The following is a 14,082-nucleotide window of genomic DNA, read 5'->3' on the forward strand; positions in this document are numbered from 1 at the left end:
ATTCAGGCCTTGATAAGGGCGTCCAGCGAGTCCAGGGCCTCATCGATGGCACGGGCTTCACGGGCGTCCTCCGCCTCGTGGTAGGTGCGTTCGTCAAAGGGCTCCTCGTGCGCGGCGGGCAGCAGCACACCGCGGGCCGTATCGGCATCATGGAAGCGCTCCACCGACGATATCGACGCCGGCTTCAAGCCCTTCGGCCGGCTTTCGTCGGTACGGTTCGCGCTTGCGGAACGACGTCCGACCAGTTCGGACAGGTCGGTGGGCAGCGAATCGACCAGGGCGTCCACGGCGGCCCGTGCGGCGGCCTCGGCGGCGGCTTCGTCCAGCATCGGCGTGTGAGCCTCATGAGGTGCGCTGCCGTATTCCCCGGTGCCGTCGGCTTCCGCGGCCCCGGCGGTCTGCGAATCGTGCTGCGCGGCGGCCGTCGCCTGCGCGATCGCCTGCGCGATGCGCTCGGACGCCTCCTGCACGGCCCTGGTGACCTCATCCGTGATGACCACGGAATTGAGCGCCCTCAGCAGCCCGGAATCATGTTGCGTGGACTGGCCGGATTCGGCGTCGCGACCGGTGTGGGCACCGGTGTCAGGTGCATCGGCACCGGAATCGCCGGCCGCACCTGCCTCGGCACTCACGCCAGCCCCGGACGACTGCCGCATCGCAACCTTGCGGGCCTCCTCGGCCGCCTTCCTCGCGGCCTTTTCGGCGGCCAGAAGCTCCTTTTCGGCCTTCTCGGCCGCTTCGAGATCGAAGACCTGCTGCTGCGCCTCGACGCGCGCACGCTGGGCCGCGGCCATGATGCCCAGCGCCTGCTGCCGCTCGTTCTCCACACGGCGCAGCGTGGCCTCGGCGTGACGGATGTTCGCGTCGGCCGAGCTCAGCGTGTACTTCGCGGCCGCCAGCTTGGTCTTCGGCTGCCACAGATGCTCGATCTCCTCCAACGTGCGGCCCATCGTCTCCGGCACCAGCGTGATGATGCCGAGCAGACAGATCAGGTTCAGGACGCCGAACAGCGCGAACGACGTGCCGCCGCCAAGTCCGTCGATCATGAGCGGCGTGAACTGCGCGATGATCCAGTTGGCGAACAGCAGGCACATCACGCACAGGCCGGTCGCGCGGCCGCGCAGATACGTGGGGAACAGTTCGGGAATGACGATCCACGGGATCGGACCCATCGAGAAGGCGAACGAGACAGTGAACGCCATCACGAACACAAGCGCGAGCAACGAACTGTCCAGCATGTAGGCGACGGAGATGCACAGCGCGAACACGCACATCATGCCGGTGCCCACCTCCATGAGCCGCTTGCGGCCGAAGGTGTCGATGAGATACATGCCCACCACGGTGGCCACCAGCTCCACGCCGCCCACGCTTGCGGCCGTGAGGAATTCGGTGTCGCCGCCGAAGCCGAGCTTGGCGAACATGACCGGGCCGTAGTAGGAGATGGCGCTCATGCCGACGAACTGGTTGAACACCGCCAGGAAGATGCCGATGGCCAGCGCGCGCCGCAGGCCCGGGCGGAACAGGTCGTGGAATTCGCTGGACATTTCGTTCTCCAGCTTCACGGAGGCACGGATGTCGTCGGTGCGCAGGCGTGCGCGTTCGGTGCCGAGGATGTGCTCAAGCACCGCGAAACCCTCGTCGGTCTTGCCGACCTGGATAAGGAAGCGCGGGCTTTCGGGGGCGCGGGTCATCGCCAGCAGGAACGCGGCGGCCGGAATCGCGCCTAATCCCAGCATCCAGCGCCAGCCGGTGCTGATGTCCCAGCCGCTCGACCCGTAGGAGGCGATGATGTAGTTGATGACGTTGGTCAGGAAGATGCCGCACACCGCGAGCAGCTGGTAGGAGAAGGACAGCAGCCCGCGGATGTTCGTGGGGGCCGATTCGGTGATGTAGGTGACGGCCAGCGCCGAGGTCAGGCCGATGCCGTAGCCGCCGACCACGCGGGCCACGATGAGGTCGATGGGCCCGAAGGTCAGCGCGCTCCAGATGGCCGCGACGAAGAAGAACGCGCCGCCGATGATGAGGATCCGCCGCCTGCCGAACCGGTCGGACAGGAAGCCGGCGGTCGCCGCGCCGATGACGGCGCCCACCATGATGGAGGAGATCACGAGTCCTTCCATCAGGGTGCTGAGCCCGTAGCGGAAACGCAGGAATTCGATGGCGCCGGAGATGGACACCGTGTCGTAGCCGTACAACAGGCCCGCGAGGCCGGCGCTCAACGCCAGACCGAAGGTGTATTTGCCCGATCCCTGGGTCCGGATGGTCGTTCCCAAAGGATTCCGCTGTTTTTTGGCAGCTTGAAACAGGCCCGCCATGCGCTCTCTTCCTCTCAACCGCAACAAGGGGGTACCCGACCATCATAGACATCGGGGGAGTGGGAGGCCAGAGGATTCCAAAAATGCTATGAGCGTTCACAACGTGTGGCCGGTCCGGTGCCGGTGCCGGTGACGTGCTTGCGACACGCCTGATTGACAGGATGATACACAGGTGTATCATCGTAAATGTGTTTGGTACACAGCTGTACCACCAAACGCATCAGGAAACAGGGTGCAATCGCCGGAGAAGGTACTCCGGCCAGCCCAGGAGGAGACAATCATGCGCAACGTCAAGAAGGTTCTCGCGGCGACGGCAGCCGTGGCCACGCTCGTCAGCATCGCGGCCTGCGGCAGCGGCTCGGACGGCAACAGCAGCGCCAACAAGGGCGATGCCGACAAGGCCGAGCTGGTGTTCTGGGGCTGGGATTCCGGCAACTCCATGAAGGACATCATCGCCGGCTTCGAGAAGGCCAACCCCGGCATCACCGTGAAGTTCAACAACACCGGTACCGCCGAGAAGACCTCCACCGCCCTGTCCAACGCCATCGCCGCCGGCAACGGCGCCCCGGACGTCGTGATGCTGGAGGATCCGACCGTCACCCAGTTCGCCGTCACCGACGGCCTCGTGGACCTGAGCGAGTACGGTGCGGACAAGCTTGCGGATGATTTCGCCGCCGGCCCGTGGAACAAGCTGCAGTACAACAACAAGCCGTACGCCCTGCCCATCGATTCCGGCCCGGAGATGTTCTTCTACAACAAGGCCGTGTTCGACAAGGCCGGCGTCGACGGCGAATCCATCAAGACCTGGGACGACTACTACGAGGCCGCCAAGAAGATCCGCGCCACCGGTTCCTACATCACCAACCTGGCAGGCACCTCCAACGACTACCAGCCGTTCACCGCGCAGGTCTGGCAGGCCGGCGCCCAGCCGTGGAAGGTCGATGGCGAGAAGATCACCATCAACATGACCAAGGACGAGGGCATGCAGCGCTACATCAAGTTCGTCCAGAAGCTCATCGATGAGGACCTGGTGGACACCAAGACCCCGAACTGGTCCGACGACTGGAACCGCGAGCTCAACGACGGCACCATCGCATCCCTGACCATCGGCGCCTGGATGCCGATCAACCTCATGACCGGCGCCCCGGACCAGGCCGGCAACTGGCGTGTGGCCCAGCTGCCGCAGTGGGAGGAAGGCCAGGAGGTCTCCGCCGAGGACGGCGGCTCCGCGCTCGCGGTCGTCAAGCTCTCCAAGAACCAGGCCGCGGCCTACAAGTTCATCGAGTACATGACCCACGGTGACGGCGCCCAGACGATGGCCGACACCGGCACCTTCCCGTCCCTGAAGAAGATCCTGCAGTCCGACTCCTTCACCGACCCCACCACCGAGGCCAACAAGAAGACCAACGACTACTTCGGTGGCCAGAACGTGAACGAGGTGCTTTCCGCCGCGGCCCAGCGCCCGACCGAGAAGTTCCAGTACCTGCCGTACAACCCGTACGCGCAGACCGCCTACGGCGACGAGGTCTCCAAGGCCTACTCCGGCGACATCACCCTGGAACAGGCGCTGGAGAACTACGGCAAGAAGCTCGCCGAGCAGGGCGAGCAGCAGGGCTACACCGTCACCCTCAAGTAGGATTCACGCCGGCGCGAGCTGAACAACAGGAGCGGGGATGCTCCCCAGTATCCCCGCTCTTTTCATGCCCGGAAGGCTGAAGGAAAAGGAAAAACAATGTCGCAAACAGTAGGCGTGAGCCCGGAGATGGCGGGCCTGCACACGCCCGAGGCCCGTATCAACAAGCACAAGGCCGATTGGCGTGGATGGAAGTTCATGTGGCCGTTCGCGGTGGTGTTCGTGTTCGTGTTCATCATCCCGATCGTGTACGCCATCTACATTTCGTTCTTCAAGAAGCAGATGATCGGCGGCACCAAGTTCGTCGGATTCGAGAACTACACCCGCCTGTTCGTGGACCAGCAGTTCTGGAGCTCGGTCGGCCGCGTGGCCCTGTTCACGGTGGTGCAGGTGCCGATCATGCTGTTCCTCGCGGCCGCCATGGCGCTCGCCCTGGACTCCATGAAGCTGCACGGCACCAAGTTCTTCCGCATCTCCACGTTCCTGCCCTACGCGGTGCCCGCGGTGGTCTCGACCATGATCTGGGGCTTCGTGTACGGCGCGAAGTACGGCCTGGTCGGCTCGTTCAACGACTTCTTCGGCACGAACATCGACGTGCTGAAGCCGAGCGTCCTGCTGGCCGCGATCGGCAACATCAACACGTGGGAGTTCACGGGTTACAACATGCTGATCTTCTATTCGTCGCTGTCCACGATCCCGCATTCGCTGTATGAGGCGGCTTCCATCGACGGCGCCTCCGAATGGCAGATCGTCAAGAAGATCAAGCTGCCCGAACTGCGCGGCTCGCTGGCCATCACGGTGATCTTCTCGATCATCGGCAGCTTCCAGCTGTTCAACGAACCGAGCATTTTGCAGAACATGGTGCCGGGCAATGCGATCACGACGTACTACACGCCGAACATGTATGCCTACAACCTGAGCTTCACCGGCAACCAGTCCAACTACGCGGCCGCCCTGGCCATCACCATGGCCGTGATCACGATGGCCATAGCCTACGCCGTGCAGCTCAAGAGCATGAAGGAGCAGATGAAGTGATGCGCCGAATGCCCGTGATGACCGTCGAACCCGTTGATGCCGATACTAAGGAGCATGCGTGATGAGTAGCGCGACCATGGCCTCCGGCCGCATGACCGAAGCCGAACTCAGGGCCCAGGAGAAGGCCGCCAGGAAGGCCGAGAAGGAACGTCAGAAGCGCATCGCCGCCGATGAGAAGGCCGAACGCAAGCGCGCTGAGAAATCCGGCTTCGCGAACGTCAACAACCCAAGGCGTTCGACACTCATGACCGTGATCTGCGCGATCTTCGCGGTCTACTGCCTCTTCCCGTTCGTGTACCTGGCGATCAACGCCACGAAGACGCAGGCCGACTTCACTTCGACGTTCGGTCTTGGTTTCGGCAAGACGTTTGCCCTGTGGGACAACATCGTGACGGTGTTCACCTATCAGGACGGCATCTTCGGACGCTGGTTCATCAACACCATCCTTTACGTGCTGGTCGGCGCGGGCGGTGCGACTTTGCTGGCGATCATGGGCGGCTACGCGCTCGCCAAGTTCCGCTTCCCCGGCCGCAAGCTGGTGTTCGCCGTGATCATCGGAGCGATTTCCGTGCCGGGCATCGCGCTGGCCGTGCCGCAGTTCCTCCTGTTCGCCAAGCTCAACCTCACCAACACCCCGTGGGCCATGATCATCCCCTCGCTGGTGTCCACGTTCGGCCTGTACCTGATGTGGATTTTCAGCGACCAGGCCGTGCCGGACGAATTGCTGGAGGCCGCCCGCGTGGACGGCGCCGGCGAATTCCGCACCTTCTTCCAGATCTCGTTGCCGCTGCTGGCGCCTGGCATCGTGACGACGGCCTTGTTCACGATTGTGGCGACGTGGAACAACTACTTCCTGCCGTTGATCATGTTGAAGGATTCCAATTGGTATCCGTTGACGATCGGCTTGAACCAGTGGAAGGACCAGGCTTCGACCGCTGGTGGTCAGGCGATTCAGAATCTGGTGATCACGGGTTCGTTGATCACGATCATCCCGCTGGTGATCGCGTTCCTGTGCCTGCAGAAGTACTGGCAGTCCGGCCTCGCCGCCGGCGCGGTCAAGGAGTAATGGAATCGGCCTTGCGGCTGATGCTGTGTTTCCCGCAGGCTTCGCCTGCTCCGCTTCTCTCCTTCCGTCATCGGCTTCGCCGATGCCACCTCCCTCGTCAGAGGGAGGCAAGAACCCTATACGTGTAGGGTCTTGGCCCCCTCTGACGAGGGGGCTCCCGCGAAGCGGGTGGGGGAGAGAAGCCGGAGCAGGGCGCAGGGCCCTGCGGGCCACACTGCATCGGCCAAAGGCCGATTCCAAGACCACTCAATCCCACTCCAATCCCCCCCCACACACACAACAAAAGGACGTGTGATTCCCATGACCGAACGCAGATCGTTCAAGTGGCCGGCGTTGCTGACCCCGACCGGTCGAGGCATCGCCTTCGGCGGCGACTACAACCCGGACCAGTGGCCGGACGAGGTCATCGACGAAGACATCCGTCTCATGCGACAGGCGCACGTCAACACGGTCGCCCTGGCCATCTTCAGCTGGGACCGTATCGAACCGCGCGAAGGCGAGTTCACGTTCGACTGGCTGGACATGGTGATCGGCAAGCTCGGCGCCGCCGGCATCGCCGTGGACCTGGCCTCGGCCACGGCCTCCGCGCCGATCTGGCTGTACGCCAAGCACCCCGAGGTCCTGCCCGTCGACCGGTACGGACACACCGTCAATGCGGGCTCCCGTCAGTCCTGGCAGCCCACGAGCCCGGTGTTCAGGGAATATGCACTGCGCCTGTGCCGCAAGCTCGCCGAGCACTACAAGGACAACCCGACCGTCACCGCATGGCACATGGGTAACGAATACGGCTGGAACAACCGGTACGACTACTCGGACAACGCCCTCGCCGCGTTCCGCGCGTGGTGCGAGGCCAAGTACGGCACCATCGAGGCGCTCAACGAGGCCTGGGGCACCGCGTTCTGGTCCCAGCACGTCAACGACTTCGGCGAGGTCCAACTGCCGCGCCACATGGGCGGCGACGCGATGGTCAACCCCGCCCAGCAGCTCGACTACGAGCGTTTCGGCAACGACATGCTCCTCGACTTCTACAAGGCCGAACGCGACGCCATCGAGGAGATCTGCCCCGGCAAACCGTTCACCACGAACTTCATGGTCTCCACCGACCAATGCACCATGGACTACGCCCAGTGGGCGAACGAGGTCGACTTCGTGTCCAACGACCACTACTTCCACGAGGGCGAATCCCACCTGGACGAGCTCGCCTGCTCGGACGCGCTCATGGATTCGCTGGCCCTCGGCAAGCCGTGGTACGTGATGGAGCACTCCACGTCCGCGGTCCAGTGGAAGCCGCTCAACACCCGCAAACGCCACGGCGAACTCGTACGCGACTCCCTGGCCCATGTGGCCATGGGCGCCGACGCCATCAACTTCTTCCAATGGCGGCAGTCCGCGTCCGGCGCGGAGGCGTTCCATTCCGCGATGGTGCCCCACGCCGGCGAAGATTCCAAGGTATTCCGCGGCGTATGCGAGCTCGGCGGCATACTCGAGACCCTGTCCGAGGCCGGTCTGCAGGGCACTGAACTCGAGCGTGCGGACACGGCCATCCTGTTCAGCGCCGAATCCGAATGGGCCACCCGTTCCGAGACCCTGCCCAGCATGAAGCTCAACCACTGGCACGACGTGCGCGACTGGTACCGGGGGCTTCTGGACGTCGGCCGCCGCGCCGACGTGGTGCCGCTCGCCTACGACTGGTCCGGCTACCGCACCATCGTCCTGCCCACCGTGATCGCCCTGTCCGACCAGGACGCCCGTCGCATCGCCGACTTCGCGAAGCGTGGCGGCACCGTCGTCATCGGCTACGCCACCGGACTGATCGACGAACGTTTCCACATCGGCCTCGGCGGCTACCCCGGTGCCGGTGACGGGCTCCTGCGTGAGATGCTCGGCATCCGAAGCGAGGAATTCAACATCCTCGGCCCCGAAGCCGAGGGCGAACCAGCCGAAATCCGCCTGTCCAACGGACTGACCACCCGCCTATGGCAGAACGACGTGACCTCCCTCGCCCCGGACACCCACGTCATCGCCACCTACCAAGGCCCCGAAGCCGAGGACTGGGAACTCGACGGTACCCCCGCCATCACCAGCCATCCGTACGGCACCGGCACCGCCGTCTACATCGGCTGCGATCTCGACCGTCACGACATCGCGACACTCGTCGGTCTGCTGCCTGCGCTTGGCGGCAAACCGGACGATGAACCGGACAACGGCATGGCACAGGCATCCGACCCTCGCGTCCTGCACACCGTCCGCCGTTCCACGGATGGTACCGTCCGATTCGACTTCTACCTCAACCGCACCACGCAGCCGGTCGAACTGAAGGACGTTGCCGGGGAGCCGGTGCTCGCCCACCGGTGTGAGCGCGGCCCGGAAGCGGGCGGATATACGCTGGCGCGGAACGCCGTGCTCGTCATGAGGCAGGTAGAATAGCGACGTTACCGGAAGGCTCCGCTGCACCGATATCGACGACCCCATCCTGGCTCCCCTGTCGAGAGCCGGCGGCGAAAGACGACCGAGGGGCGGTCCGTTGGGATTCATACCGATATCGTCTCGACGGAGCCCGCCAACTGCCTCGTATCGTATGGAGGGCCTCGCGTGAGCAGGATGAAGTCGGACACCAAGAAGCGCGTCACGCTGCGTGATGTGGCGCAAGCCGCGGGCGTCTCGCTGAAAACCGCCTCGAACGTGATCAACGACTCCGGCCGCATGAGCGAGGAGACCCGCGCCAAAGTGGAGCAAGTGATCAGGGAACTCGGCTACCAGGTCAACGTGGCAGCCCGCAACCTCAACCGCAACCACACCGGATTCATCACGCTCGCCGTGCCCTCGCTCACGCCGCCGTACCTCGCCGAGCTCGCCAACCGCATCATCGACGCCGCCCGCCAGCACGGGTATTCGGTATACGTGACCACGTACGCGGAAGGGTCGGCCAAAGGCGCGCGCGACCTGCTGCAGAAGTTCAACTCCACCGTATCCGACGGCATGATCCTGTCGATGAGCGAGGTGGAGAACATCACCCGCGAGGATCTGGACGTCGATTTTCCGCTGGTGGTGGTCGGTGCCCGCACCACATGGGGCGTGGCCGACCATGTGACGCCGGACGATGTGGCCGCCGCCGCCACGGCCGCCGGATACCTGTACGACCATGGCTCCTCGCATCTCGCCGTGGTGGGCGCGCGCGGAGCCTACGATGAGGTGAGCCTGCTGAAGGCGGTCGAAGGCAACGCGCCACTGCGTCTTCGCGGCGTCATCGAGGAGACGCATCGCCGTGGTCTCGCCATCGATCCGCGGCTCATCGGCGCCACCGAACAGGACTGGACGATCGGTGCGGGCGCCCGTGTGACCCAGCAGCTCATCGATTCGGGCGTGCCGTTCGACGGCGTGGTGGCGCTGAACGACCAGCTGGCCATCGGCGCGCTCACCGCGCTGCGCATCTCGGGGCACGCGGTGCCCGAACAGGTGCAGGTGATCGGCTTCGACAACATCGAGGAGGCCCCCTACCTCCAGATTCCGCTCACCACGATGGATTCGCGGCTTGACTGGACCGCACCCACCGCCGTCGAACGCATTCTCGGCCGTATCCGCGGCGACATCACCAGCCCTGAACTGCTCACCACCCAATCGCGGGTCATCGCCCGCGCCTCCACGCGCTGACCGATGGTTAAGACGTGCATGGCCCCTATTCTTGGCTCCCCTTGTCAGGGGAGCTGTCGACGGAGTCGACTGAGGGGTAGTCTCTCGGAATGCCAATCATGGTGAAGAGTCACGCGCTAACCGTGTACAGTGACCTGTAGTTGAAGCAACGAAGGAGCATCGCATCATGACCAACGGTCACATCAACCCCGCCAACGTGCCGGACATCGCTCTGAAGGACGGCCATTCCATCCCGCAGGTCGGTCTGGGCGTGCTGCGCATCGACGACGAGGGTGTCGAGCCGGTCGTCGAATCCGCGCTGGAGGCCGGCTACCGTCACATCGACGGCGCCGCCGGATACAACAACGAGGCCGGCGTGGGTCGTGCGCTCGCCGCCACCGGCTACAACAAGGGAGCCAAGCGCGAGACCCTGTGGGTCACCACCAAACTGCGCGACTCCCAGCAGGGCTACGACTCCGCCCTGCGCGCCTTCGAGGACTCCCTGACCAAGCTCCAGCTCGACTACGTGGACATGTACATGATCCACTGGCCCACCCCGTTCGACTGGCGCAGCAGCGAGACCTGGAAGGCGTTCATCAAGCTGCGCAACGAAGGATTCGCCCGCACGCTCGGCGTGTGCAACTTCATGCCCGCCGACCTGAAGCGACTGCATGAGGAGACCGGCTCCTGGCCGGCCGTCAACCAGATCGAGCTGCACCCCACCTGGCAGCAGCGCGAAGTGGTGGATTTCTGCAAGGAGCACGGCATCGCGGTCGAGGCGTACTCGCCGATGGCCCGCGGCGCTGACCTCAACGCCGGCGACGGCACCATCGCCCGCATCGCCGAGGCCCATGGCGTCAGCCCGGCCCAGGCGATTCTGCGCTGGCATATCGAGAACGGCACGATCATCATCCCCAAGTCCGTGCATGCCGAGCGTCAGAAGGAGAACCTGGACCTGTTCGGCTTCGCCCTGACCGCCGAGGAGCACGCCGCCATCGACGCGCTCGACGGTCCGACCCGCGCCGGCCACGACCCCGCCACCTTCACCTACGCCTGATTGATGCCCTTTTCTTGGCTCCCCTTGAAGGACATGGTTGTGAAGCAAACAGTCCAGTGGACTGTTTGTAGACCATGTGTGAGCCGATAGGCGAACCAAGGAAGCTCAGGCGCAGCCTGTCCTTAATTACGAACGAGCTGGCGCCGAAGGCGACTGAAGGGTAGTCCCACGAGGCTCGACAACTGTTTTCGATGGTGGTGATTGATGGCACGACGTCGTAATGCCCATTTCCGCTGCGGTTTCAACGCATCCAATCCGTTGGAGCGCGTGCTGATCCTGCTGGTGCTCGCCGCCGTGATCGGCGTGACCGTCGGCCTGATGTTGCCGCAGGTCAGTTCCGATGCGGCCAAGATCACCGGCGGCTACACGGCCACCGGTTCGGCCGCCGACACCCTGAACCGTCTCATCGTGGACGACAACCAGGACGCATCCGGCTACGACCGTGACTCCTTCGGCTTCCGCGAGGAGGATACGGACGGCAACGGATGCGACGCCCGCGAGGATGTGCTCGCCCGTGACCTGACCGACGTGCAGTACAAGTACGCCGGCTCGTGCGAGGTCGCCTCCGGCACCCTCGATGACCCGTACACCGGCAAGACCATCCACTTCGTGCGCGGCCGCACCACCAGCGCCAAGGTCCAGATCGACCATGTGGTGGCGCTTGAAAACGCCTGGCAGTCCGGCGCGCGCGATTGGAGCACCGCGGAGCGCCGCCAGTTCGGCAACGACCAGTACAACCTGCTCGCCGTGGACGGCCCCGCCAATCAGGAGAAGGGCTCCGCCTCCGCCGCCTACTGGCTGCCCACCAACGGCGACTACCGTTGCGACTACGTGGCCCGCCAGATCGGCGTCAAGGATAAATACCACCTCACCGTCACCTCCGCCGAAAAGGACGCCATGCTCGCCGTCCTCCACACCTGCCCCGGCCAGGCCGTGCCGGAGGACCAGTGATTCAAAGCTATATTCGGTCCACCGGGGTGACGATTTGTCCACCTTGATGCGTGATGCGTATCCCTAGCATGGAGCCAACAGTCATTGCCGTCTAACGATGATGCAATGCGTATCGAAGTGCAAAGGAGCCATGATGCCTGATTCATTGAATATTCACCGGCACAGCCATCCTCTTCCGCTCAAGGATGTCGTTGTTCATGATTCTTTCTGGAGTGTCGAGCAGGAATTGGTGCGGACGGCGGTGATTCCATATCAGTGGAAGGCCCTGAATGATCAGGTGCCGGGTGCCGCGCCCAGCTACTGCATGCACAATTTCAAGGCTGCCGCTGCGCAAAATGCCAGCAAAAAGCAGCAAGGTAAATCCTTTGTGCCTCCACGATATACCTACCGCGGCTTCGAGACGCTTCCGAATGACCCGCAGCATCCTGAGCCTGACAAGTTCTACGGCTTCCTGTTCCAGGACAGTGATTTCTCCAAGTGGATTGAGGCCGTAGGCTACAGCCTCGTCCATCATCCCGATTCAGAGTTGGAACGAATTGCTGACGAGGCCATTGACATCGTTTGTGCCGCCCAGCTGGAGAACGGATACCTGGATACCTATTACATCCTTAATGGCATGAATCGGCATTTCACCTGTCTCAAGGACCATCACGAACTGTATTGTTTTGGACATCTGGTCGAAGGTGCCGTGGCTTATTACCAAGGTACGGGCAAGGATAAACTGCTCAAGGCGGCTGAAAGATTCGCTGATTATGTCGATTCTCGATTTGGTCGCGAATCCGGCAAGTTGCGTGGCTACCCGGGACATGAAATCGCGGAAATGGCGCTGGTCCGTCTGTATGAGGTCACTGGCAACCACCGATACTTGGATCTTGCCGTGTACTTCGTTACCGAACGTGGCCAAGAACCGTCATACTTCGCGCAGGAAGATCGCGCCCGTGCCGAACTGGACGGTACCAAGTATGTTCCGGACCGTGATCACTATGCGTATTATCAGGCGCATAAACCGGTTATGGAACAGGACGAGGCAGTTGGTCATGCTGTGCGTGCTGGGTACTTCTACTCAGGTTTGGTCGATGTCGCGCGGCTTACCGAAGATGAGGCGTTAGCTGACTCCGCCCGTAGACTTTGGCGCGATATCGTGGACAAAAAGCTGTACATCACCGGCGGCGTCGGTGGCACGGTGCATGGCGAGTCATTCTCATATCGCTATGATTTGCCGAACGACACCGCATATTCGGAAACCTGTGCCTCAATCGCGCTCGCGTTCTTCGCTCGTAGAATGCTGGAGCTTGAACCGAAATCCGAATATGCCGATGTTATGGAATCCGCCCTGTATAACACCACGTTGGCAGGCATGGCGCTGGATGGTAAGAGCTTCTTCTATGTGAATCCGCTGGAAGTCAACCCCTATGCATGTCATAGGGATGAACGGCTCAATCATGTCAAGACGGTACGTCAGAAGTGGTTCGGTTGCGCATGTTGCCCGCCGAATATCGCACGAATCGTGGAATCGCTGCAGGAGTACGCCTGCACCGTTGCTGATGATGGCGGAACATTGTTTACACATCTTTACGTCGGCGGTGAGGTGAAGACTGCACTGGCAGGAGTTCCGATTCGCCTTACGATGGCGTCGGGGCTGCCGTGGAGCGGACATTGTCGGGCAGTGGTTCATATGAATGCTACTAACGCTGATTTCACACTCGCTTTTCGCATGCCTGCATGGGCTGGCGGAGAAAAGGCCGCGTCCTCGGTTGCGGTATCCGAAAGCAGTGATGGACGTATCTCCCGTATGGTTCGGAACGGTTATCTGTATCTTTCCGGTACTTGGCGAGCTGGCGATACGATTGACATTGATTTTCCGATGCCCGTCCATATGGTCTCTGCCAATCCATTAGTGAGGGAGGATTCAGACAAAGTGGCGTTCGTCCGCGGTCCGATTACGTTTTGCGCGGAAGGCCATGACAATGGTGGAAATCTTCATCTGCTGCATGCGGATGTTTCCGTAATCCTCGATAATCCGGATTCCGTATCGGTGGATGAGTTTGAATTCCAGGCCGGGGCGAGCGGAATGAACGATAGCGGATTGGGCAAAGTTGATTCCGTTACCCGGCATATGGTGCGGTTGCGGGTGCCCGCGTGGCGAGAAACCTTGCCGAACAAGGTGGATTCCTCGGCAATCACCGCGGATACTGCGGCGTCTGCGCCGCTGTATGCCAAGTACCGGCCGGCGACTCGTGAGCCTGTCACGGCAACGTTGATTCCTTACTTCGCGTGGGCCAATCGCGGTGAGAGTGAAATGACGGTCTGGTTGCGAGACTGATTGGTATTGGCGATGGCTTCCTCTTATGCGGTGGAAGCCATCGCCGTTCACTGTTCTTTGCGCCGGACTACT

The 14,082-nt window shown here is 62.6% G+C and carries 9 protein-coding genes; 8 read left to right on the top strand and 1 reads right to left on the bottom strand.

Features of this window, described 5'->3' with window-relative positions:
- Positions 1-2: 2 nt before the first annotated feature.
- The gene (locus JS536_RS06645) at positions 3-2,273 is read right to left on the bottom strand and encodes a sugar porter family MFS transporter (RefSeq protein WP_240544293.1); all 2,271 of its coding nucleotides are present in this window, start codon (positions 2,271-2,273) and stop codon (positions 3-5) included.
- Between the two features lie 322 nt (positions 2,274-2,595).
- Here JS536_RS06645 and JS536_RS06650 point away from each other — a divergent pair, with 322 nt between their 5' ends.
- From JS536_RS06650 to JS536_RS06685, 8 genes are all read left to right on the top strand, one after another.
- The gene (locus JS536_RS06650) at positions 2,596-3,951 is read left to right on the top strand and encodes a sugar ABC transporter substrate-binding protein (protein ID WP_214356303.1); all 1,356 of its coding nucleotides are present in this window, start codon (positions 2,596-2,598) and stop codon (positions 3,949-3,951) included.
- Between the two features lie 96 nt (positions 3,952-4,047).
- A complete protein-coding gene (locus JS536_RS06655; protein ID WP_214356304.1) occupies positions 4,048-4,983 on the top strand; it encodes a sugar ABC transporter permease in 936 nt (311 codons plus the stop codon).
- Positions 4,984-5,044: 61 nt separating this feature from the next.
- Positions 5,045-6,049 (top strand): ABC transporter permease subunit, encoded by a 1,005-nt coding sequence (locus JS536_RS06660; RefSeq protein ID WP_214356305.1) that lies wholly within the window; start codon positions 5,045-5,047, stop codon positions 6,047-6,049.
- A 300-nt stretch (positions 6,050-6,349) separates the two neighbouring features.
- A complete protein-coding gene (locus JS536_RS06665; protein ID WP_214356306.1) occupies positions 6,350-8,476 on the top strand; it encodes a beta-galactosidase in 2,127 nt (708 codons plus the stop codon).
- A 174-nt stretch (positions 8,477-8,650) separates the two neighbouring features.
- Complete coding sequence (locus JS536_RS06670; RefSeq protein WP_214356355.1) at positions 8,651-9,700, top strand: LacI family DNA-binding transcriptional regulator; 1,050 nt, start codon at positions 8,651-8,653, stop codon at positions 9,698-9,700.
- Positions 9,701-9,866: 166 nt separating this feature from the next.
- Complete coding sequence (locus JS536_RS06675) at positions 9,867-10,736, top strand: aldo/keto reductase (RefSeq protein WP_214303979.1); 870 nt, start codon at positions 9,867-9,869, stop codon at positions 10,734-10,736.
- Between the two features lie 204 nt (positions 10,737-10,940).
- On the top strand, positions 10,941-11,687 hold the full coding sequence (locus JS536_RS06680) for an HNH endonuclease family protein (protein ID WP_214356307.1): 747 nt from the start codon (positions 10,941-10,943) through the stop codon (positions 11,685-11,687).
- Between the two features lie 130 nt (positions 11,688-11,817).
- A complete protein-coding gene (locus tag JS536_RS06685) occupies positions 11,818-14,010 on the top strand; it encodes a glycoside hydrolase family 127 protein (RefSeq protein ID WP_214356308.1) in 2,193 nt (730 codons plus the stop codon).
- Positions 14,011-14,082: the final 72 nt, after the last annotated feature.

This window comes from Bifidobacterium sp. SO4, assembly GCF_018555355.1.
In the GTDB taxonomy this organism is placed as follows: domain Bacteria; phylum Actinomycetota; class Actinomycetes; order Actinomycetales; family Bifidobacteriaceae; genus Bifidobacterium; species Bifidobacterium miconisargentati.